General features: G+C 68.8%; 20 protein-coding genes and 2 tRNA genes. 6 read left to right on the forward strand and 16 right to left on the reverse strand.

Annotated features, from left to right (window positions below; genetic code table 11):
• Positions 1-53 precede the first annotated feature (53 nt).
• A complete protein-coding gene (gene pabB, locus AC25Y0_RS05095; RefSeq protein WP_488134320.1) occupies positions 54-1,355 on the reverse strand; it encodes an aminodeoxychorismate synthase component I in 1,302 nt (433 codons plus the stop codon).
• 41 nt (positions 1,356-1,396) lie between these two features.
• Between pabB and AC25Y0_RS05100 the strand changes: the two genes are divergently transcribed.
• Genes AC25Y0_RS05100 through AC25Y0_RS05115 form a run of 4 tightly spaced genes read left to right on the forward strand, consistent with a single transcriptional unit; the run spans position 1,397 to position 4,784 of the window.
• The gene (locus AC25Y0_RS05100; RefSeq protein WP_488123238.1) at positions 1,397-2,095 is read left to right on the forward strand and encodes a DedA family protein; all 699 of its coding nucleotides are present in this window, start codon (positions 1,397-1,399) and stop codon (positions 2,093-2,095) included.
• Positions 2,096-2,099: 4 nt separating this feature from the next.
• Positions 2,100-3,137: an App1 family protein phosphatidate phosphatase gene (locus AC25Y0_RS05105; RefSeq protein WP_488134321.1), complete on the forward strand. Its 1,038-nt coding sequence runs from the start codon at positions 2,100-2,102 to the stop codon at positions 3,135-3,137.
• A gap of 28 nt (positions 3,138-3,165) precedes the next feature.
• On the forward strand, positions 3,166-3,885 hold the full coding sequence (locus AC25Y0_RS05110) for an SOS response-associated peptidase (RefSeq protein ID WP_488134322.1): 720 nt from the start codon (positions 3,166-3,168) through the stop codon (positions 3,883-3,885).
• Positions 3,886-3,908: 23 nt separating this feature from the next.
• A complete protein-coding gene (locus tag AC25Y0_RS05115; RefSeq protein WP_488134323.1) occupies positions 3,909-4,784 on the forward strand; it encodes a 3-methyladenine DNA glycosylase in 876 nt (291 codons plus the stop codon).
• On the opposite strand, the gene AC25Y0_RS05120 is transcribed toward AC25Y0_RS05115, so the two are convergent.
• From AC25Y0_RS05120 to AC25Y0_RS05180, 13 genes are all read right to left on the reverse strand, one after another.
• Positions 4,785-5,978 (reverse strand): glycoside hydrolase family 3 N-terminal domain-containing protein, encoded by a 1,194-nt coding sequence (locus AC25Y0_RS05120; protein ID WP_488134324.1) that lies wholly within the window; start codon positions 5,976-5,978, stop codon positions 4,785-4,787. It lies immediately after the preceding gene.
• 121 nt (positions 5,979-6,099) lie between these two features.
• Positions 6,100-8,424: a Xaa-Pro dipeptidyl-peptidase gene (locus AC25Y0_RS05125; protein ID WP_488134325.1), complete on the reverse strand. Its 2,325-nt coding sequence runs from the start codon at positions 8,422-8,424 to the stop codon at positions 6,100-6,102.
• A 39-nt stretch (positions 8,425-8,463) separates the two neighbouring features.
• Positions 8,464-9,588, reverse strand: a complete 1,125-nt coding sequence (locus AC25Y0_RS05130) for a COG1470 family protein (RefSeq protein ID WP_488123244.1) — start codon at positions 9,586-9,588, stop codon at positions 8,464-8,466.
• Between the two features lie 152 nt (positions 9,589-9,740).
• Positions 9,741-10,958, reverse strand: coding sequence for a PucR family transcriptional regulator (locus AC25Y0_RS05135; protein WP_488134326.1), 1,218 nt, complete (start codon positions 10,956-10,958; stop codon positions 9,741-9,743).
• A gap of 104 nt (positions 10,959-11,062) precedes the next feature.
• On the reverse strand, positions 11,063-11,905 hold the full coding sequence (locus tag AC25Y0_RS05140; protein ID WP_488134327.1) for a universal stress protein: 843 nt from the start codon (positions 11,903-11,905) through the stop codon (positions 11,063-11,065).
• Positions 11,906-12,013: 108 nt separating this feature from the next.
• Positions 12,014-13,582 (reverse strand): alpha/beta hydrolase, encoded by a 1,569-nt coding sequence (locus AC25Y0_RS05145; RefSeq protein ID WP_488134328.1) that lies wholly within the window; start codon positions 13,580-13,582, stop codon positions 12,014-12,016.
• Between the two features lie 368 nt (positions 13,583-13,950).
• Positions 13,951-14,739 carry an alpha/beta fold hydrolase gene (locus AC25Y0_RS05150; protein ID WP_488134329.1) on the reverse strand — a complete coding sequence of 263 codons (789 nt, stop codon included), beginning with the start codon at positions 14,737-14,739 and terminating at the stop codon, positions 13,951-13,953.
• 140 nt (positions 14,740-14,879) lie between these two features.
• Positions 14,880-14,955 (reverse strand) — tRNA-Ala (locus AC25Y0_RS05155).
• A gap of 112 nt (positions 14,956-15,067) precedes the next feature.
• Complete coding sequence (locus tag AC25Y0_RS05160) at positions 15,068-15,364, reverse strand: hypothetical protein (RefSeq protein WP_488123249.1); 297 nt, start codon at positions 15,362-15,364, stop codon at positions 15,068-15,070.
• A 24-nt stretch (positions 15,365-15,388) separates the two neighbouring features.
• On the reverse strand, positions 15,389-15,985 hold the full coding sequence (locus AC25Y0_RS05165) for a prolyl hydroxylase family protein (RefSeq protein ID WP_488123250.1): 597 nt from the start codon (positions 15,983-15,985) through the stop codon (positions 15,389-15,391).
• Positions 15,982-16,866, reverse strand: coding sequence for a GlcNAc-transferase family protein (locus AC25Y0_RS05170; protein WP_488123251.1), 885 nt, complete (start codon positions 16,864-16,866; stop codon positions 15,982-15,984). Before AC25Y0_RS05170 ends, AC25Y0_RS05165 begins: the two co-directional genes overlap by 4 nt.
• Entirely contained in the window at positions 16,863-17,318 is a 456-nt protein-coding gene (locus AC25Y0_RS05175) for a HEAT repeat domain-containing protein (protein ID WP_488123252.1), read from the reverse strand. The genes AC25Y0_RS05170 and AC25Y0_RS05175 overlap by 4 nt, the downstream gene beginning before the upstream one ends.
• An 8-nt stretch (positions 17,319-17,326) precedes the next feature.
• A complete protein-coding gene (locus AC25Y0_RS05180) occupies positions 17,327-19,069 on the reverse strand; it encodes an FG-GAP repeat domain-containing protein (RefSeq protein WP_488123253.1) in 1,743 nt (580 codons plus the stop codon).
• A 280-nt stretch (positions 19,070-19,349) separates the two neighbouring features.
• Between AC25Y0_RS05180 and AC25Y0_RS05185 the strand changes: the two genes are divergently transcribed.
• Positions 19,350-20,831: an MFS transporter gene (locus tag AC25Y0_RS05185; protein ID WP_488123436.1), complete on the forward strand. Its 1,482-nt coding sequence runs from the start codon at positions 19,350-19,352 to the stop codon at positions 20,829-20,831.
• A 108-nt stretch (positions 20,832-20,939) separates the two neighbouring features.
• Positions 20,940-21,464, forward strand: coding sequence for a hypothetical protein (locus AC25Y0_RS05190; protein ID WP_488134330.1), 525 nt, complete (start codon positions 20,940-20,942; stop codon positions 21,462-21,464).
• Positions 21,465-21,562: 98 nt separating this feature from the next.
• On the opposite strand, the gene AC25Y0_RS05195 is transcribed toward AC25Y0_RS05190, so the two are convergent.
• Both AC25Y0_RS05195 and AC25Y0_RS05200 read right to left on the reverse strand, forming a co-directional pair.
• Complete coding sequence (locus AC25Y0_RS05195) at positions 21,563-21,904, reverse strand: hypothetical protein (protein WP_488134331.1); 342 nt, start codon at positions 21,902-21,904, stop codon at positions 21,563-21,565.
• Between the two features lie 134 nt (positions 21,905-22,038).
• Positions 22,039-22,111 (reverse strand) — tRNA-Ala (locus AC25Y0_RS05200).
• Positions 22,112-22,149: the final 38 nt, after the last annotated feature.

The raw sequence follows: 22,149 nt of genomic DNA on the forward strand, positions 1-22,149 counted from the left end.
AATGCCGGGCGGGGCGCGAGGGCGCCACCCTCCAGATTAGCGGACCGCCCGAGTCACCACCCGTGCGGCAGATGCGCCCCCAGAGCGGCGAGGGGACCCCGTGCCTTGATCCCGACCTCGGCGACTTCGGCGCCGGCATCCGATCGCCAGGTGATGCCTCCGCCGGCCCCGACATAGGCACCGCGGGGGTGCACGACGATCGAGCGGATGACCATCGCGAGGTCGAGGGACCCGTCGACTCCGATCCAGCCGAATGCCCCCGAGAAGACGCCGCGCGGCGCGTTCTCGAGCTCGTGGAGGATCTGCATCGCCGAGAGCTTGGGCGCCCCGGTCATGCTGCCGGCGGGAAAGGTCGCCTCGAGCAGCTCTGCCACCGTCGTCCCCGTGCGCAGCCGGCCGGACACGGTGCTGACGAGCTGGTGCACGGCGGGGTACGACTCGATCTCGAGGAGCGCGTCGACCCCCACCGAGCCCGGTTCGCAGACGCGCGATAGGTCGTTGCGCATGAGGTCGACGATCATGACGTTCTCCGCGCGCTCCTTCTCGCTCTCGCGCAGCTCGCGTGCGAGAGCGGCGTCGGCGTCGGCATCGCCGCCGCGCGGGCGCGTGCCCTTGATGGGCCGTGTGCGCACCGTGCCCCCGCCCACGTCGAGAAAGCGTTCCGGGCTCGCACTCGCGAGCGCGTGGGCGCCGCTGACGACGAGGCCGCCGTGGTGGGCCGGCGTCGCCTCGCGCAGCCTGCGGAAGACGTCGCCAGGATCGACGGATGCGGCGACCTCGAACCGCGTCGTGAGGCACAGCTGGTACGCATCGCCGGTGCGGATCGCGTCGCGGCACCGCTCGATCAGATCCGCATAGCCGTGCGGAGTATGACGCGCACGGGCCGGCCCGAGGTCGGGCGGTGCGCTGGGAGCGGGAGCACCGCCGGCCGCAAGGAGCGCGTCACTGAGCGCCGTGCTCTCGCCCGGTTCCGCAAAGACCCACACCCGCTGCGCGGCGTGGTCGAACGCGGCGAAGCGCCGCACGCGCAGCCAGACCTCATCGGGCGCCGTCCCGTCGCCGGCCGAGACAGCCGCCCCGGCGCTCCGCGCGGCACCCTCGTACCCCAGCCAGCCGACCCACCCTCCGCGGAACGGACCGCCTTCGGTTGACTCCCCCGCGCCCCGGCACACAACCGCGCGCACACTCGCGGGGTCGCGCTCGGAATCGCCGCAGCCGACCCAGCTCCACCCCGACGCGGCGGAGGGGCCCGCATCGAGCCAGAACACCTCTTCCGCGGACGCCTCGAAGTGCGCGAACGCCGTCGCCGGGTCGATCCAGCGCGGCAGGACGACCGGCGAAAGAGAAGGCGACATGTTCCCAGGCTAGGGCGACGCTGGAGCTTTAGGCTCGTGGGGTGAACGAGATCCTGACGTGGCTGCTGGACACGGTTCAGAGCGTGGATCCGGCCGTGCGCGCCCTCATCGCCGGCCTCGCGATCATGTTGGAGACGAGCGTGCTCGTCGGCCTCGTCGTTCCCGGCGACACCATCGTGATCGTCGCCGGTACGGCGGTCGACGGATTCGTGGAGGGCGCTGTCCTCGTCCTCGTCGTCGTCATGGGTGCGCTCGTCGGAGAGAGCATCGGGTTCTGGCTGGGGCGGCTGCTCGGCCCCAAGATCCGCGACTCGCGCGTGGGCGGGTGGATCGGGCGTGAGAACTGGGCGCGCTCGGAGCGCTATCTGCAGCGCCGTGGCGGTCCTGCGATCTTCATCTCGCGGTTCCTGCCCGTCCTGCATTCCCTCGTGCCGCTCACCGTCGGCATGAGCGACTTCTCGTATCGGCGCTTCCTCGCCTGGACGACACCCGCCTGCCTCATCTGGTCGACCGCGTACATCTCGGTCTCGGCCGTCGCGGCCGAGGGATACCGCGCGCTCGCGGATCAGTTGCACTTCGCGGCATACATCTTCGTGGCCGTCATCGTGGTGTTCGTGGTGGCCGTCGTGATCGTCAAACGGCTCATCGAGCGCTCCGAACGGCGGCACCTGACCGGCTCGCCCGAGGCAGACGTCGACGCCGATGCGTCCCAGGGTGGCGCGGACGACATGAAAGACTGACGGGATGCCCGAGAACTCCGGGGCCGCCCGGCCCGCGAAGGTGATGTGGCTCGCTCGGCTCGAGCACCGTGTGCACACCTGGCGAGAACGTCGTGCGCGTGCTCGCGGCCTGACGCCGACGGTCACGCCGTTCCCCGGATACGGCGGGGTCGGGTGGATCCGTGTGCTCGGACGCGTGCTCATCGTGCCGCCCGCCGCGCCGCGAAACCCCGGCGAGTATGCCGGGGTGCGGGGGTGGCGCAGCTTCGCCGCCGTGCCCGTGGGCTTCGCGCAGGTGAGCGTGACGATCGCCGGTGTCACCCACGAAGTGGTCGCCGATCGCGGCGGAGTCATCGACACCAGGTTGCCCGCGACCCTCGAACCGGGATGGCAGACGTTCACGATGTCGGTCGAGGGCAGCGAGCCCGTCGAGACGCGCGTGTTCATCGTGGGGCCGGATGTGCGCTTCGGGGTCGTCTCGGACGTCGACGACACCGTCATGGTGACGGCGCTGCCGCGCCCGCTCGTCGCGGCATGGAACTCCTTCGTCGTCAACGAGCACGCGCGCCAGCCGGTTCCCGGAATGGCGGTGCTGCTGGAGCGGGTCGTGCGCGATCACCCCGGTGCCCCCGTCGTGTATCTGTCGACGGGCGCATGGAACATCGCACCGACGCTGATGCGGTTCCTGCGGCGCCATGTCTTCCCTCCGGGCGCGATGCTTCTCACCGACTGGGGGCCCACGCACGACCGGTGGTTCCGCAGCGGCAGGGCCCACAAAGAGGCGAACCTGCGGCGACTCGCTCAGGAGTTCCCGCAGGTGAGATGGCTCCTGATCGGTGACGACGGCCAACACGACGATGACCTGTACACGAGGTTCACCAGCGAGCACCCGGGCAATGTCGTCGCGGTCGCCATCCGACGCCTCACACCCGCCGAAGCCGTGCTCGCGGGCGGTCGCACCGCCGTGAACGACCACTCTGCGGCGGACATCCCCTGGGTCGCTGACAACGACGGGGCGGGACTGCTCGAAAGGCTCGAAGAGGTCGGCGTCATCGAACCCTGATGTCGGGTCCCCGACGTAGGCTGACGCCATGTGCGGACGCTTCGTCGTGGCAAATGTCAGCTCGGAACTCGTGGGTGTCCTGCGCGTCGACGTCGAGAGCGACGACCTGCCGCCCCCGTCGTACAACATCGCGCCGACGAGCGCGGTCGGAATCGTGCTCGACTCGACCAAGACCGAGCCGCCGACGCGCCGGCTCGAACCAGCTCGCTGGGGCCTCGTGCCGGGCTGGGCGAAAGATCCCAAGATCGGCGCGCGCGCCTTCAACGCCCGCGCCGAAGAGCTCGAAGACAAGCCCATGTTCCGCACGGCCCTGCAGCGCCGACGGGCCGTCGTGCCGGCATCCGGCTATTTCGAGTGGAACACCGCCGACGGCGCGAAGATCCCGCATTACATCCACCCGGCAGACGGTTCCCCGCTTTTCTTCGCGGGCCTTTACGAGTGGTGGAAAGACCCGGCGAAGGCGGATGACGACCCGAGCCGGTGGCTGTTGAGCTTCACGATCCTGACGCGGGACTCGATCGGACGGCTGGGGTCGATCCATGACCGCATGCCGCTGTTCGTCGACGCCGATCACGCCGACGCGTGGCTCGACACCGACACCGACAACGTGCGCGATGTGCTCGACGCCGCGATCGATGCCGCACCGGCCGTCGCCGAGACGCTCGACGACTACGTCGTCTCCGCTGCCGTCGGCAACGTCCGCAACGACTCCCCCGCTCTCATCGAGCCCGTCGAGGGGTCTTCCTGAGGCGCGGCGCCTATCCTCGAACGGTGTCCACCCTCGCCGCATCCCGCACCGTCCTCGACGTCGACGCGTGGCGTGGCGCCCAGGCGCGGCATGAAGAGCGCGCCGACGCACTGACTTCCGCCCACCGGCAGCGCGCGCGTCGCGGTGAGCGGCACCCGGTCGAGGACTTCCTCTTCACGTACTACTCGTACAAGCCGGCGGTGCTGCGTCGGTGGCACCCGGGAGCGGGTGTCGAACTGGCGGATGCCGCGGCTGAGCCGCGCGCGACGTGGCGCTGGTACGCGGTTGGCGCCGCCCCGGGGTCGGTGACGGTCGATACGGCCGCGTTCCGCGCCGACAGGGGGTCGCTCGTCGCCGGCATCGTCGCGATCCTCGGCGCGACCGCGGCTCGGCCGGCGGGCTTCGGCTGCTTCGGTCTGCACGAGTGGGCGATGGTCTACCGCCAGGGCGAGCACCGCCACCCCGAACCCCTGCGACTCGGACAGGCCGAGACCGACGCCGTCGTCGAGGCGCACGAGCTGCGCTGCACGCACGCCGATGCGTTCCGCTTCTTCACTCCCGCAGCCGTGCCGCGCAACCGGGAGCAGCCCACGCGCGCGACGCAGGCAGCCCTCGAACAGCCCGGATGCCTGCACGCCGGCATGGACCTCTACAAGTGGTCCCTGAAGCTGGGGCCGCTCGTGCCCGGTGACCTGCTGCTCGACGCGTTCGAGCTCGCTCGCGACATCCGCGCCCTCGACATGCGGGCCTCACCGTACGACCTCTCGGCGTGGGGGTATGCGCCGGTCCCCATCGAAACGCCCGAGGGCAAGGCGACGTACGTGCGCGCGCAGCGTGTCTTCGCCGAGCGCGGGCAGGCACTGCGTACTCGCCTCCTCGAGGCCGTCGAGCAGGGCTGATCACTCCGCCGGCGCGCACTCCGCGCACGGCAGCAGGCCGCGCCCGTCTGCCGCCAGCGTCAATCGCAGCTCGAGCACGCGGGCTGCGGCATCGTCCAACCGTGTCGCGGGCAGCGACCCCGACTCCACGGCCGTCACGATGCCGTCGATGATGAGTGCCGCCGAATCCGCCGTCGAGAACATGACGGCGAGCACCATGTCGTTTCCCGAGGCGAGAGCCGTCACGGCATTCGCGACCGGGTCGGCGTACGCGGGGTCTCCCGAAGCCTGCAGCATGCCGAGGTCGTCGGTGATGATGACACCATCGAAGCCGAGGTCCTCGCGCGCGATGCGGTGCCACTCGGTCGACAGCGTCGCCGGTGCGGCGTCGACGGCCGTGTAGGCGAGGTGGCCGAACATGAGCAGTTCGGCGCCCGCGTCGATCCCCGCGGCGAACGGCTCCCCTGCCGTGGCACGCCACTGCGTCGCCGACAAGCCCGTCGACGGGATGCCCGCGTGGGAGTCTCCGGGCGCAGCGCCGTGTCCGGGAAAGTGCTTGAGTGTCGACAGTGCGGCACCGCTCTCGCCGTCGACGGCTGCCTCGACCCGCTCGGCGCCCGCGGCAGGCGTCGTGCCGAGGGCGCGCCGGTGGATGAACATCCCCGGGTCGCTCGTGACATCGGCGACGATCCCGAAGTTGACGCCGATGCCGGCCCGCTGCACGAGTGCTGCGCGGCCCGCGAAGGCGTCACGCGTCTCGTCGGCCGGCCGGTCCTTGAGCGCAGCGGCCGAGGCGAAGTCGTCCCACGGCAGACGGCTGACATCGCCGCCCTCCTGATCGATGGCCAGCAGGGGCGGCAGCGAAGGGTCGATGGTCATCGCAGCCGTGAGCGTGTGCAGCTCGGCCTCGGTCGCGGGGATGTTCGATCCCATCAGGATGAAACCGCCGACGCCGGTGGATGCGAGGTAGGCACTCACCGCCGTGGCATCCGTCGTCGGGATATGCCCCATGACGACCGTCGCGGCACGCTCGCGCAGTGACATCGCGTCGCGCACGGCGGCTGCCTGGGTCGCGGTGTCGTCGGGCGTCGCGGCGAGGACGACGACGCGTGACGCCGTGACCGCTTCGTCGTCGGCGGATGCTGCGGGGGCGGATGACATCGCGAGCACCCCCGCGCACAGGAGCGCGAGGGTGAGGGCGCGCTGACGGGTCATCCGGCCAGCATAGACGCGCGGGTGCTCTCGCCCGTCGCGTCGGGGGTGGGGTGGGGCTTCGGCACAAATGCGAACGGGTGGTGCGGGCGGACGAGCCGCCGCGCACCACCCGTTCGGATGCTCAGATGAGCGTCAGCGTCAGAACACCCGAGTACGTGCCGACCCGGGTCGAGCCCGGCACGCCGAGCACGAGGTCAGCACCACACGTGAACGAACCCGCGCTGTGACCGGCGGCGGCGGCGCAGAGCGTCGCCGAGTCGCCGATACCGGTGCCCGGCGCAGCCGGTGCACCCGGCGTGACGACCGAGTTCTGCGAACCGTCGGTGGGCAGGTCGCTCACCGCGGCGCGTGCGTTGGGCGTCCATCCGAGGTTTTCACCCAGGATGCTGCCGGTTCCGCTCGTGAAGTCGGACATCTGTGCCGTCAGGTCCCAGCCGGCCGCAGTGCCGCGTCCGTCGAGAACGTCAACGGGGTGCAGCGCACCGGTCGTGGTCTGGTCGACACCCGTGAGGGCGACCGACTCGAGAACGACGGGCTCGTCGCTCGTGACGGTGAGCGAGAGCGTGCCCTGCTCGACCTCGGTCGTGATGACCTGGTGGTCGGTGCCGGGTCCGCTGGCGCCGAGGCGGGCGATGAGCTCCTGCGCGCCACCGACGACCGGCAGCGTGAGCGACGAACCCGAGGGGTCGACGGTCAGCTTGGTGCCGGGAGCCGGGCGAACGGTGAACTCGTTGTCCGACGACGTCACGACGACGCCGATCTTCGATCCGGCCGGGAACACGTAGTCGTGCGGCTCGAACGCGAAGGTGAACTGGTTGAACTCACCGGGGACGATCGCGTCGGTGCGTGCAGCCGACTCGCGGTTCTGCACGTCCATCCAGCCGCGCGTGATGATCTTCGGTGCGGCACCGTTCGCCGGGTACTCGACGAGAGCAGCGGACAGGTTCGCCTTCTCGCGGTCGACCGCCATGTCGAGCGACACGCGGGGGGTGCCCGAGAAGCGCACGCCAGCCGTCAGCTCACGCGTCTGGTAGACGAGACGGTTCGGCGACTCAGCAGCCGCAGCCAGCGCCTGCGTGCGCAGCGTGGCGTCGTCAACGAGGGTCTCGGTGACAGCGTCGCGCTCCGTGCCGAAGTCCAGCGTTCCGACGCCGTTGACGGTGTCGGCCGCGTGGAAGTTCAGCGTCACGTCGGCGGCAGCCACGTCAGGCCAGTTCGAGTAAGGCGTGTTGACGCGGTCTTCGCGCTGCACGGTCGCCTTCGGCATGTTCTCGACGCCGTTCTCGTGCTTGAACAGGTAGCGGGTGAACCAGCGGTTCACGATGTCCGCGGGCAGGGTGCTGGAGTGGCCGCCCTGGTGCAGGTAGATCTGGTGCGGCGTGCCGGTCTTCTTGAGCGCCGTGTACAGGTCGGAAGCGTTCGTCATCATGACGTTGCGGTCGTTCAGACCGTGGGTCACGAGCGTCGCCGCCTTGATCTTGTCGACGTCGTTCAGGTAGTTCCGCTCGTCCCAGAACTCGTTGTAGTCACCGGTGACGCGGTCCTGCTCGGCGCGGATCTGGTCGATGACGGGCTGGCACGTGGCCTGGTCAGGACGCGTGTGGACGTAGTCGGCGAGCACGTCGGCGTCTTCACCCTGGTATCCGCCGGGAGCGCGCACGGCGCCGTCCGAACGGTAGTACTCGTACCAGTTCGAGATCGCGGCGATCGGGACGATCGCGTCGAGGCCCTCGACACCGGTCGTGGCGACGGCGGTCGGGAGCGTGCCGTTGTACGACGTGCCCATCATGCCGACGGAACCGGTGGTCCAGTCAGCGGTGACCTGCTGCGAGCGGTCCATGCTCGTGTAGCCCTTCGCCCGGCCGTTCAGCCAGTCGATGACGGCCTTGCCGGCGAGCGTCTCGTTGACACCGCCCGTCGTGGGGCAGCCTTCGGAGAAGCCCGAGCCCATGCCCTCGGCGTGCACGACGGCGAAGCCGCGCGGAACCCAGGTCGACTCGTGGCTCGTGGAGATCTTGGGGCTGGTGCGGGGCGCCCGCGGTGCGGGGAAGCCGGGCTTCGATGTCGGCGGCTGGCCGATCTCGTGGTCGACTGACCAGTTCTCGACAGCGCCGCCACCGGCGTAGTACGGGCTGATCTCGAAGACGACGGGAACCTTGAGGCCGTTGGCCGTCTCGGGCACGCGCGTCACGTCGATGTGGATGAGGTCGAGCTTGCCGTCTCCGTCGGAGTCGATCTCGCTCTCGACCCACGCTTCTTCGCGGATCCAGGCGTTGCGGTCGGTCGTGAAGACCGCCTGCGACAGCCCGTCGACGAACGTCGGCGTCGTCGCCGTGTCGGCGTTCGCGGGCACGGCCGCGAACAGCAGGCTGCAGGCGACCGCGGGAACCGCGATCCCTGCGGCCACGACGCGGCGTCGCGTCGTGGATTTGGTGGAATGTGGCATGTTACTGCTTCTCCTTTTGTTCGGGTTTGAGGGAAGGGCTCAGTTTCCGCGCGGTGATTCTGCCGCGTCGGAAGCTTCGAGGTCGCTCGGGGGCGCGGCATCCGTTGTGCTGGTATCCGGCACTGTAGCGGGTTCGCGCGCCGCCGTCGCCTCGGCCGCAGCTGCCTCGGCCGCCGCGAGACGCTGGCGCAGACGTCGTCCGCGCAGCCAGACGAGCACGAAGATCGCGATGACGATGATGAGCGCGACGATCAGCAGCCACGGCACGGCCCAGGCGATCCCTGTGGCTGAGTGCTCGCCGTCGACGTCGGCGGCAGCGCCGGCCATCGTGGGCTCGAGTGTCACGGTGGCGAAGAGCAGCAGCGCGGGCGGTACGTTGTCGAGCTCTGCGCTGAGGGTGACGGTCGCTCCCGGCAGCACGTCGGGCACCTCGATCTCGTGCACCGCGTCGAGTGAGAGTCCGAAGGGCCCCGTGATCTGGATCGTCGCGGTGCCGCCGACGCGCATGTTTCCGGTGTTCGTGACGTCGAACGAGATCGTCGCCGGGCTCGACGCGAAGATGGGCGACGCCGAATACGCGACCGAGACATCGGAGACATCGACGGCGGGAAGCTGATCGCCCGGAACGTTGACGTACACCCGCGCACCGACGCGGCGGTCGACGGCGACCTGCTGCTCGCCGTCACCGCTTCCGGCGAGTTCGACGACGGATGCGACGATGCCACCGGCGTGATCACCCGGCGAGGCCGTCGGAGACACGGTCAGACGGAAGGGCACATCGATGCGCGTGCCCGGCTCGACGGTGAAGACGCCGTCGCCGTTGAAGCCGACCCAGGTGCCGACATCCGTCGAGGCCGTGTCAGCGGGCGGCAGCGTGAAGGCGCCGTCCGCCGTCATGGCGGCGTCCTGTGCGTACACGCGAAGGGAGAGCGGGGCGGTGCCGAGGTTCGAGACGCCGATGTAGTCGGTCACCGTCTCGCCCGGCGCCAGGGTGTACGTGAAGGCGTCGCGGCCGTCGGGCCCATCCACAGAGGAGGGCTGGACGGCCCAGGTCGTGACCTCGTCGGCCTCACTCGCTGCGGCCGGCGCGGCCAGCGCGGCGAGCCCCAAACCGAGTGCGAGCGTGCTGACGATCGCCCCGAACCGGGCGGCGATGCTTCTCACGTGGGTACTCCTGGATCCGCTGGCACGCGACACGGGCGCCCAGTCTCGGGTAATGATAGGTCGTGCGGCCCTCGACCTCATCAAGCGACCGTTCGAAGTTGACACTATCCCGTGCGACAGATGTCGCCCGAGGAGACGAGGCCGGCGACGGGTCACAGTGTGAAGGACTCCAGACGCAGCAGCAGAAGCGACGCGTGCAGGTTGAGCCGCTGCGCGCCGTCCTGAAGATCGGTGCCGAGCATCTTCTCGACGCGGGCGAGCCGGTGATACAGCGAACTGCGATGCAGATTGAGCCGCGCGGCCGCCTCCTGGACCTGGCCTCCCGTCGTGAGGTAGCAGTCGAGGGTCTCCAGCAGCACGGCGCCGTCGCGCTGCGTGCGCAGCTCTTCGAGCCGGGGCTGCAGCCCCTCGGCGCGCAGGCCGTTCTGCGCGGCCGTGTGCAGCACGCGGTAGATCCCGAGCTTCGACCACGCGAGCACGCGCTCCTGCAGCCCGAAGGCCGCGCCGAGTTCGATCGCGTGCCGCGCTTCACGGTAGCTCGTGCGTGCACGGATGAGCGTGTCGACGGGGCTCCCCGTGCCGACGACGATCGGCCCGGCGCCGGGCACCTCGGGCAGGCGCGACTCGGCGATCGAGAGGAATCGTTCGGCCGTTTCGGCGACGGCGTCATCGTCTCCCCCGGCCGCACCGGTCAGGATCACGACGCCCTGCTGGCCGATCGTTCCGTGCAGACCCGCGCCGCCGACCCCGCGCAACGCGCCGAGCGCGGACGCACGCAGCTCTCGGCGCAGCGCTTCAGACGGCTCGGCTTTGCGCTCGGTGCCCTGCAACGACAGCACGAGCACCCGGACAGTGCCCTGATTCCACGTGTGACCGCGTCCGACCAGTTCGCGCGCTGTGCGCGTGCGCATCTTGGTCGAGCCGGTGAGCAGACGCATCGATCGGTCTGCCCGCTCGGCTGAGCCGTCTTGCACCGTCGCCTCGGCCTGTCGCCATGCGCGACCGATGCGGGTGGCGAATTCGGACGCCACCGAAACCTGGTCGGCCGTCAGCTGGTCGGGAGCCTCGATGAACCACAGGTGACCGAGCCGTTCGCCGTCGGCGCGCACGGGCACGAGAAGCCTCGGCAGCATCCCGAGGTCGCCGTTACCAGGCACGTGCACCGCGAGATCAGTCGTGAAGGCGCCCATGCGGCGCAGCCATTCGCTGACGTCGGATCCCGCCTGCTGGCGCAGAATCGTCGCCTCGCGCACCGAGTCGATCCGGTCATCCTGCGGACTGAAGGCCACCATGCGCTGGCGCGTGTCTTCGAGGACCGCCGGACGCTTGAGCACATGGGCGACTTGATTGACGAGGTCGGGAACGATCATCGTGGACTCCGCTCGGGTCGGGCAGGGAGTGCCGTTACTGTGCAGCCGCTTCGACGTGACTACATGAGCAGATTCTCATGATCGACACAGGATGTGCAACTACGTCAGCGGGCGACCACCGTCACCGTCGCCAGACGCTGCAGGACTTCGTGGCTGATCGACCCCAGCAGGAAACGGCGCACGGGCCCGCGCCCGTGAGACCCGACGACGGCCATCTGCGCATCGGCGGCCGCATCGTTGATCACGTCAGACGGGAAGCCCTCGACGATGCGCTCGTCGATCACCAGGCCGGGATACTGTGCCAGCAGGCCCGCCAGAGCGAGGGCGAGCCGCTCGCGCGCGAGCAGCTCCATGCCCGCGCGGTACTCGTCGGGCAGCACCATGAGGGCGTTCCGCGGTGACGCGAGCGGCGTCCACGCGCAAACGGCGATGAGAGGCTGGCCCAGCCGGTCGGCTTCCGCGGCGGCGAAGGCGACGGCGGCTTCGGACACGGGCGATCCGTCGATGCCGACGACGACACCGCGTCGCTGTCCGAGCTCGAGGTCGGGCACGACGGCGACGGGGCATGACGCGTCGGCGACGACGCGGATGCCGTGCACGCCGCGGTTGGGTCCGTCTCCGGGACCGCGGTAGTCGCTGCCGATCACGAGCAGGTCGGCGGATTTGGTCGCCTCGACGAGGGTCGAGACCGGGTCACCGACCGCGACGCGGATAGAGACGTCGACACCGGATGGCGCCACGCGATCGCGTTCCTCTTCGAGCATCTCGCGGGTGTCGGCCTCGGCCGCCTGGAGCACGCTGCCTTCGCCCACGGCCCCGATGGCGCCGCCGACGACGCCGAGGAGCTCAACGCGCTGCCGGCGCGCTGCCGCGCGTGCGATGGCCCAGTCAACGGCCCGTCGGGTTACTGGAGCCCCCGTAACACCCACAACAATCGTGCCGGTCATGTCTTTCTCCTTCGCGTGCGCTTCCGTCCTCACTTTAGCGGTGGCCATCGGCCCGGAATGTGTGGCGGGCCCGCCCATCCGGACGAGCCCACCACCACCGTGACTCGGTCAGCCGCAGGAGGTCGCCGCGTACGACGCCGTCACCTCAGTGGAGACCGGTTCACCGTGCACGACCGACGACGCGGCCACCGTCACCGATCCCGCGGGCACGTTCGCCAAGCGCGTCGTGAACGCGTGCGTCGCGCCCTTGCCCGTCGCGATGCCCGCGAAGGATTTCGTCCCATACGTGCTCGTGACCCCGAGATCGACGGTGGCGTTGACATCGGCGTTCGCCACCTTGACCGTCACCAGGCCCTTGCCTGCCACGCACCGCACCGAAGCCGTCGCCGACACCTTCAGGTCCCACGCATCCGGCTGCCACAGGTAGTCCCGCGCGAACGTCGTGAACAGCTGGTTCCACGTGTTGAAGTCGTGAGCCCCGGACACGACGACGTTCTCGACGTGTGCGTTGGTCAGCGCCGCCACTCGCGTCGGGTTCGGCAGACCGAAGTCCCATGCCCCTCCGCCCAAGAGGATGTATGGCGCCCCGAGGTTCGGCGTGGCGTTGTCGAATCCCACGTCACGGCTCCAAGGGCCGAAGTATCCGAACAGCGTGGGGTCGTAGCTGATGAGGGCGTTCGTGACCCCGGCGCCCTGCGATAGACCGGCGAACGCCCGGTCCCTGACCTCCGTCGAGACGTTGTAGGTCGTCTCGACGAAGGGGATGACGACATCCCGCAGCACCGGGTGCCCCTGGTTCGCGGCGCCGAGGTAGGTCGTGTTGGTCGTGATCATGACGGCGGGCTCGGTGAGCCCGTCCTGCAGGAGGTTGTCCATGATGACCGGTGCGCTGCCGATGTTCATCCAGTCCGATTGGTCCTGACCGCTGCCGTGCTGCAGGTAGATCGTCTTGTAGGGCTCGGCGCGGTTCGCGTCGTAGCCGGGGGGAAGGTAGACCCCCATGGTGCGTGTCGTGTCGTTCACCTGGAACGGAACGTAGCTCCATGTGCCCTTGGGCGAGTCGGGCCGCGGGTTCTCGATCTCGCGCGCCGCCAGCGGAGCGAAGTTCTGCTTCTCCGGGTCGTAGGGCACGTTCACCTTATTGAAGGCGCGCCTGGCGGTGCCGGTCAGCCCGTCGGGCGCGTAAATCGGCGGGTTCGCCGGGTCTGCCACCCAGAGGTTGGTGTTGTTGTTGACGTAGAACCAGTACTGGTTGGCGCCGGCTGCGAGCGGGACGTCGGTGACCCAGTAGCCGTCGCCGACGTTTGTCATCTGCACGTCGTAACCGCCGCCCCCGCGCATCAGACCGGGGCGGTACTGGAACGGCGAATAGACCGTTGTGTCGGCGGGGTTCGCCCAGTTGCGCAGCATGATGTCGGCGACGAACCGCACGCTGGTGGCGGTCGGGTTGTAGTAGACGAAGTGCCCCGTGTAACCGGTGGGCGAGGTGGGATCGGCGACGACCGTCGGCCCCGGAGTCAGATCGACGTCGTCGGCTTGCGCTGCCACGCTCGACGTGCCCAGCACCATCGCCAAGGCGATCCCGAAGACCGCAACCGGCCTCAGGTACCGGCGGCGGGCCACCCGGCTCGAGCCGAGATCTCCTTCGGACTCCCTACTCCATCGGAATACCTTCATAGCCGTTCCTCCTTGAATGGCGGCTTCACGCCGGTCTGGGGTGAAGCGTCGCCAGGCTATCGACGGTTTACGACGTTGTAAATAGATCCGCGGCGACACACGTGTCCCTCGGCCCAGCCGCACGCGTCGTTACGGTGGACGGGGCCCGCGCGTCTCTCGCGCTTTGGCGAGCCCTCAGCTGCGCCCGGGCGCGGGACGCAGGGGGTGTGCGACCGTGCTCCGCGGGTCATCGATCGCCCGGACTGCGCGGAGGCGTCACTCTGGGGACGGCGGGTCTCGTGTCCGCCCTGTCGTTCCCGTCGGCCGCCGCGATCCTCGATCGCGTGCTCCCGGTGCCCAGGACGGATGACAGCCGGGACCCGCCGTCCTCAGCCCACGAAATCGGCGATCGCGCGCGTGAGCGTCGCATCGTCGACGCCGTGCCACTCGCCGGGTAGCACCACGAACCTCGCGTTGGGCATCGCGGCTTCGAGCGCCCGCCCCCCCGTGTACATCTCGGGGGCCGTGGAGTCCGACGCGATCACGAGCGTCGGCTGCCTCACCTCCGCGAACCGGCGTGCGGGCGTGGCCGGCAGGAAGGCCAGCTCGTGCAGGAGGGACGGCGCATCGCGCAATACGGCCTCCGAGGGTGGCCCGAGTTCGGCGAGCACTTCATCCGGGACACCGACGATCTCGGTATAGAACCACCTGTGCAGCACGTCCGGTCCCTGCTGCAACTGTCGCTCCCCTTCCGCCTGCAAGGCACCGTCGGAATCCGACTCGTCCGACAGCGGCGGCTCGAGCAGCGCGAGGCACTCGACCGGAGCACCGGCCGCGGCCGCGAGCAACGCGAGCGTGGCGCCGGAGGAGAAGCCGTAGGCCGTGACCGGCCCGGACGCGAGCCCGATGATCGCGGTCAGATCCTCGACTTCGCGCTGGACGTCGTACGGCTCGGTGTCACCGCTGTCGCCCGTTCCCCGGCGGTCATACGACCACACCGTGAAGGCGTCCGCGAGCGCCTCCGCGAGGGTCGGCTGTGGCGTCGTGGCGCGAGAGACGCCCACGGAATGCACCATCACGAGGTCGGGGCCCGAACCCATGCGGCTCCAGGCGATCCGCGTCCCGTCCTCCGACGCGACGACTCCGTCCGTGCGAGCCGACGGTTCCGCGCTGGTCATGAGCCACTCCCCTGTCCACGCCGTGCGGCCCACGCGGCCGCGCGTAATGCCACGTGTACCAGAGTGAAGGGGAGCACCGCCAGAGGGACAGGATGCCCCCGCGACGGAGGAAACAGGAACCCCCGCCGAAGCGGGAGTTCTGGTGGACTTGAGGGGACTCGAACCCCTGACCACCGGCATGCCATGCAGGTGCGCGACCAGCTGCGCCACAGGCCCGGATGATGTTGCATCGACCGGGTGAAACCTCGTCGATCTCGGCCTGATCCCGTTGATCCCCGCACGCAAGTCGCGAGCGGAACACCTCATCGATTGACGGGCTCGGCGCCGCCTAACCCAACTGCTTCCTGATCGCCTTGAGCTGCTTCGTGTTCTGGTCGACCGCCTTCGATAAGGCGAAGACCTGCTTCATGACGTCCACCAGCTGGGTCTCGTCGAACTGCAGGCTCGTGGGGCCGGGCGGCGGTGCCGGCGGAGTGCCCGCGCAGGGGTTCAGTCCCGCGTCCTGATCGTCGAATCTCGTGTTGCGAAGGATCTCGATGAACTCCTGCGGCCGGTTGACGAGGTCGAGCGTCGGACCGAACTTCGCGATGACCTGCTTGACGAGGGCGTGGTCCTTATCGGACATCGTGCCTTCCTTTCTCTTCTGGCCTCAGCGCACGGGTCGCTCGCGCGACCAGGTCGTGAGGATGGTCTTGCGCCCCTCGCGCACGGGCGTGGCAGCGTGGAGGAGGCGCCGGTCGAGCCCCCCGTCGGGGAGAAGGTTGTTCCAGGCCACGAGCTTCCCCGCCGTCGGCTCGACAAGCAGATCGAGCTCGGGAAAATAGGTCTCGCCGCCGGAGTCCGGCTGCTCGAGGAAGAGCAAGAGGGTGAGCACGCGCTCTCCCCCGAGCTCGTCGCGGAACGAGCCCCCGTCGAGGTGCGTCTCGAACTTGCCGCCTGGGTCGTACTGCACCGCCTGCCAGGTCTCGAGATGATCGGGCTCTACGGCGAAGTCGGCGCACACCCGCGCCGCGATCTGCGCGACGCGGTGGGACAGAGCCTCGTTGAACCACATCTGTCCCGCCGAGCGGCTCACGCGCATTGGGTCGTCCGCGATCATCCGCCCAGCCTCGCCCTGCGTGATGACGCGGCTTGACTGCCACCGCACGTAGCGGAGGTCTGAGACCATCGCAGCCGCGCGCTTGCGCGTGATGAACGACGCGTCCCATCCGATCCCGCGGGTCGCGATGTCCGCGACGATGCTCATGCCGGTACCACGAGTCGGTGCAGCGCCCACTCCTCGAACTGGGCGACACTGCGTTCGTCGCCGCGCAGTGACGCCGTGTCGGCACCCCCGGTGTAGAGAGAACGCTGTCGCGCGAGCGAGGCGCGGTGGGCGACGTGCCAGTCGGGATGCCGACCCCAGTGCGGCTCGCGGGTCGACCGGCTGTACGCGTGCCAGCCGAGCACGTGGTGAGGGTGGAAGACGTCCCACCCGTGGGTGAAGGCGCGGACGCTCAGCGTCACCTCGTCGCCGAAGAAGTAGATCTCGGGATCGATCCCGACCTCCTCGGTGAACGCGCGGGGCGCCAGCAGGAAGTGCAGCGATACGTACGACCCACGCACGGGCCCGGCAAGATCGCTCCAACGGTGGATGGGGTAGCTCGTGAGCCGTGTCAGGACGCCCCCCTCGCGCTCCATCGGCGAGACGGCGAACGGGTCGGTCTGGCGCAGCGTCTTGCTGCGGCCCGGGACGTATCTGGGGAGATATGAGCTCAGGACGGGCTTGCGGATGCCGGCGCCCTCGAGCCCGTGCAGCATCCCGATCGCCTGTTCGTCCCACCCACGGACGAAGCGATGGTGCGAGTCGAGCAGGAGCGTGTACGGTTCGTCGCCGAGTTCCCGCTGCAGAAGATTCCGGGCCCAGTTGGGCCCCCGGCTGTCCGCGGCATCCGTTTCGATGATCGTGAGACCGGGCAGCGCGCGGACATCGTCGGGCAGCACGTCGCTGTCGTCCTTCTGCCACAGCACGACGGTGCGCAGGGTCGAAGGATGCCGGGCTTTGGCATAGATGTCGCGCAGCGTCGCGGCAAGCTCGGAGTCGCGATAGGCGGGGATCTGCACGAAGATACGGGGCGGCATGCTCATGGCGCTTGACGCACCCGCTCGGCGAGGTTGCGCAGGGCCTTTTCGTCGTCGCCGATCGCGATCTTCTCGAGGCGCACGCTGACCTCATCGTGGTCGCGGAACCGCGCGGCGGAGTCGACTGCCTGCTTGCGTACCCCGACGTCCTCATCCTCGAGGAGTCGCCCCAGCAGTTCGGGTGCGTCGGCGACGCCCACCGCAGGCGCCACCGACGCCGCCGCGAGCCGCACGAGCGGCTCCGTGGCGGTAGCAGCCTCGCGGATGGCATCGGACGTTTCGTCCGACGGGATCCGGGCGACGAGGTAGGTCGCCTTCGGTGCGATCGCGGGGTCGCCCTCCGCGATGAGTTCGCGCAGAACCGGCACCGCGGCGGGTCCGAGATACTCCGCGACGGCGTTGTAGTTGATCTCGTCGGGCGAGAGCGCCCAGAGAACGTCTTCGCGGGTGACAGCCATGACCGCTCCTAGATGTTGTGCGTCAGACGGTTCGCGCGCAGCGCCAGATTCTCCTGCGCGGTGACGTCGGGCGGCGGGTCGGTGATGTTCCATGTGCCGCGGCCCGTCATGAGCCGGTTCAGCAATGGGGCGGGCGCTGCAGGGGCCGGCGGCGGCGGGTCGTCGACGTGGTTGAGCCCCAGCACATGACCGCACTCGTGCCCGAGCGTCCAGGGCGAAGCGGTGCTCGCGACGACAGCCCCCGGCCGCCCCGCCGGGAACGCCGCGCAGCCGTTGTTCGATGGCACCGTCGAGCGCACGAAGTACACCGTGAGGTCACCCGTCGGAACGTTGTTGCGGTTGCCGAAGAGCTGCGTCTGCTCCGCCGTGACTCTTCCCATCGTGCAGCCGCCGATATCGACATCCGTAAGAAGAGGGAGAGTGAGATTCTCCGTGCTGACGCGCTGCACGCGGACGCCGAGCAGCTCGTACACCCGCTGCATCTGACTGAACATCGTGTCGAGAGACACGGAAGTCGGCGCGGTGAGCACCTTCGCGTGGATTCGCAGGAGCTGCATGCCGATCCCGACATGGTTGTCGGCCGTGTTCAGCAGCCAGCCACCGGCGAACCGCGTGCCGTTGGGCGAGAGCATGAGCCCGGTCATCGTCCCGCGGCGGAACCCGAGCACACCGATCCCCCACGGGCTCGTGACGACGATCTCGTCACGGCCGTCGCCGTCGACATCGGCGACCGCGTCGACGTAGTTGTCGGCCGTATTCAGCAGCCAGCCACCGAACCGCGTGCCGTTGGGAGCGAGCCACGGATTGCCGAGCGTCGATCCGGACTTTTCGAGGATCCCCATGCCCCATGGGCTCGTCACGAGGATCTCTGCGCGGCCGTCGCCATCGAGATCGCCGAGCCGCGCGAAGCGGTTGTCGAGGGTATTGAGTCGCCAGTTCCCGTACATCGGGCCGTTGGGTGCCATCACCGACGCCGTCAGCCTCCCGGACGAGTACGACAGGATGCCGAGGCCCCACGGACTCGTCACCAGCAGGTCGCTGCGCCCGTCGCCATCGAAGTCGGCGAAGGCCCAGAAGTGGTTGTCGGCCGTGTTGAGCAGCCACTCGCCCATCCGGGAGCCGTTGCTGACGACGGCCAGCGAGGTGAGCGATGTGCCCGTGAGCTTCAGGATGCCGATCCCGTTCGTGCTCGTCACGAGGATCTCGGCGGATCCGTCCCCGTCGACGTCGCCGACAGGTCCGAATCGGTCGATCGAGGTGTCCAGGCGCCACGAGCCGAGCATCGTGCCGTTGGGCACGAGCATGACGCCGACGAACGCGCCGCCCCTCAGCTCCATGATGCCCATGCCCCACGGGCTGACCATGAGCCACTCGGAGGCGCCATCGCCGTCGAAGTCGCCGGTAGGCCCGATGCGGTTGTCGGCCGTATTGAGCAACCAGCCGCCGATGCGGGTCCCGTTGCCCGCGAGCGCGAGGCCGTTGAAGCCGGACCCTGCCTGCTCGAGTACCCCGATGCCCCACGAGCTTGTGACGAGCAGCTCGGCACGCCCGTCGCCGTCGACGTCAGCGGCGTCGACGAAGACGTTGTCGGCGGTATTGAGAAGCCAGCCGCCGAAGCGCGTGCCGTTGGGTTTGAGCGCGGGACTGCCGAGCGCACCGCCGGTGTACTCCAAGAGCCCGATGCCCCACGGGCTACGAACAGGCACCTCGGCCCGACCGTCGCCGTCGAAGTCGAGGTAAGAACCGACCATGATGCAGCCTCGCTCTCGTAGATCGCTACACTCTCCACACGCGCGCACCCGGTGCACCGCTCCCCCGAGACAGCCCGAACCTACTCCTGGGGGGCACGGGCCACAAGATGCTCACGCGCGAGGGCCAGCTGGATCATGCCCCTCGCGGACAGAACGTCTTACTGCACAAAGAAGGCGACCGAATCCGGCGCCAGCTCCCGCCTCATACTCGCCACTGGCGCAGACCACCTCCTCCTCGGAGTCGATCCGATGCCCTACACCGATATGACCGCGGCTCTATCTGAGCACGACCCAGGTGCAGTGGGTGCAGGAGGTGTACACCCTCGTCTTCGCCGCCCTGCTCATGGTGTGGGGCACGATGAGTGACCGATTGGGTCGTCGGCGGCTGCTCGTGATCGGTCTGGTGATCTTCATCGGCTCCAGCATCCTGTGCGCATTCGCCCTCAGCGGGACCTGGTTGATCGCAGCACGCGCCCTGCAGGGCGTCGGGGGGTCGATGATCCTTCCCACCACTCTGGCGCTGCTTAACGCGACCTTCCGCGGGGCCGAGCGCGGTATCGCGTTCGCGGTGTGGGGCTCCACGATCGGGGCGATGGCCGCCGTCGGCCCGGTCCTCGGCGGCTGGCTCACCACCGCGTTCTCATGGCACTGGGCGTTCTGGATCAACGTCCCGTTCGGCATCCTGGTCATCATTGGCCTGCTGCTCTCCCTGCCCGAGTCGAAGGAGAGCCGGACCGCCCCCTTCACGGACTGGATCGGCGCCCTCACTTCGGTGCTGGGATTCGGGCTGCTCGTCTTCGCCCTGATCGAGGGCCGCTCCTACGGCTGGTGGGACGCGAGGGATTCCGCTCCGATCAGCCTCGGCGGCTTCAGCGTCATCCCAGTCATGTTCGTGCTCGCGATCGCCGTGCTTGGCCTGCTCGTCCTCCGGGAGCGGCGGCGCGCGGCTGCCGGGAGCTCCGTGCTGCTCGATGTCACCCTGTTCCGGTTCAAGACCTTCAGCAACGGCAACGTCACGGCGCTGACCGTCTCGATGGGCGAGTTCGGGCTGATCCTCGCGCTTCCGATCTGGTTCCAGTACGGACTCGGGATGGACCCGCTGCAAGCCGGGCTCGCCTTCCTCCCCCTCGCTGTGGGCTCCTTCCTGGCCACGGGATTCGTCCGCCCGCTGTCGAAGCGGATGAGTGCAGTCCAGCTGGTGCGCACAGGCCTGGTGCTGGAGGTCCTCTCCCTTGCCGCGCTGGCACTGTTGGTCCGGCCCGACTCCTCTCCGTGGGTCACCACTGCACCCCTGTTCTTCTACGGCATGGGCGTCGGGCTGGCCACCGCGCAGTTGACGCAGCTGATCCTCGTGGACATCCCGGTGGACAAGTCCGGACAGGCGTCCTCCACGCAGTCCACGGCCCGCCAGGTGGGGTCGGCGCTGGGCATCGCGATCCTCGGGACCGCGCTGTTCACCACGCTGCGGGTCGGCACCGAGGCGCGCCTGAGCGAGCAGATCGCGGCCGATCCGCGGTTGGGTGAACTCGTGGACGCCGTTTCCGACTCGGCCGGGGCCATCATCGCCAAGCTGGCGTCCGACCCGTCGACGGCAGCGATCGCGGATGCCGCGCGCGAAGCACTCACGCAGGGAGTGTCGGTGGCTGCCTGGGTCGGCGTCGCCGCGCTCATGATCGGACTCCTCACCACGATCCCGCTGGGGCGCCGGTCGGCAAAGGAGTCCGCGTCGGACCCCGTCCCCGCTGCCGACTCGGAAAGCTGACCTGTACAGGCGCGCGCCTGCATCCGGAGGGGTATCAGCACCCTCCCCCGCTGCTCTTCCCTTCGGAATAGCCGACCGCAATGCCGGCTCAAGGGATGGGAGATTGACATGTCGGCGATCACAGGGATCCTCGTGCAGATCATCACGGGGGATGTCGAGAACGCGGGTACCGACGGCAGGGTCTATCTGGGCTTGGGTGGGAGGGAGTTCCGCCTCGACAGCGAAGCCGACGACTACGCGCGCGGCTCGTGGCGCGAGTATGTGCTCGGGCGCGGTCCGAAGGAGCTCGATCTGCCGAGTCCGCAGGTGCGCGTCGAATGGCCGGAGTTCAACGACCCCCGGGTGGGGTTCGCGATCGACACGGGGAACATCATGAAGAGCCCCGTCTATCTCCGGTTCGAACCCGAGGGCGACAGTCCGAACTGGAACCTGAAGTCGGTGTTCGCGCTCGTCTACATCGGCGAGAGCACCTTCTACATGTACTTCACCACGCCGCCAGGTTTCGACAACCTCTGGATGGGCGACCCGGTGGGAAAGATCGTCTACCTGACCGAGTTCTGGCGCCCGGAGCGCGTGCGGGAGCTACCAGAGAGCATCGGCGCGCACATCCCGAGACTCCATTCCACGAGTTGATAGCAACCGAAGCTGTCGAAACCGCAACAGGCACGCCTCTCTAGACTCGAGCACGTGACCACCGGCGCAACCCGATCGAGACGACCCGACTTCGCCGATCATCGTGCCCGCGACATGTCGTTGTGCTGATGGACGACATCCCGCTTCTGCTTCAGCGTCCACTTCAGCCCGAGCTTCCTGCGAGAGAGCTTCAGCCCCGTGACCACGTCATCGGTGACCTTCCATGTGATGAACGTGAGCCGGAAGTGGCCGGCGAGTGTGCCCAACGGACCCTCCTCGAAGGACAGAAGATCAAGCTCGAAGCCGAACAGGTCAAGCTCCGCCAAGCCCACTACGCGGACGCGATCCCCATCGACCTGCTCAAAACCGAACAGGACCGCATCCGCGCGAGCCGCCACGCCATCACCGGCAGGCTCGACACTGTTCGACCGAATCACCATCGACGACGAAGACCAAGCTGCCCTCGAACCAGCCCACACGATCGCGACGATCCTTGACGCCATCCCCAGGCCACACGACGAAAGAACCTTGCCCCGCGATCAAGCGGGGCAAGGTTCGAACGTTCAACTTTACGTGGACCTGAGGGGACTCGAACCCCTGACCCCCTGCATGCCATGCAGGTGCGCTACCAGCTGCGCCACAGGCCCAGACGCTGTCTCGATCGCTCGAGGCAACTCGATAATGC

Source organism: Microbacterium sp. Y547, assembly GCF_057669785.1.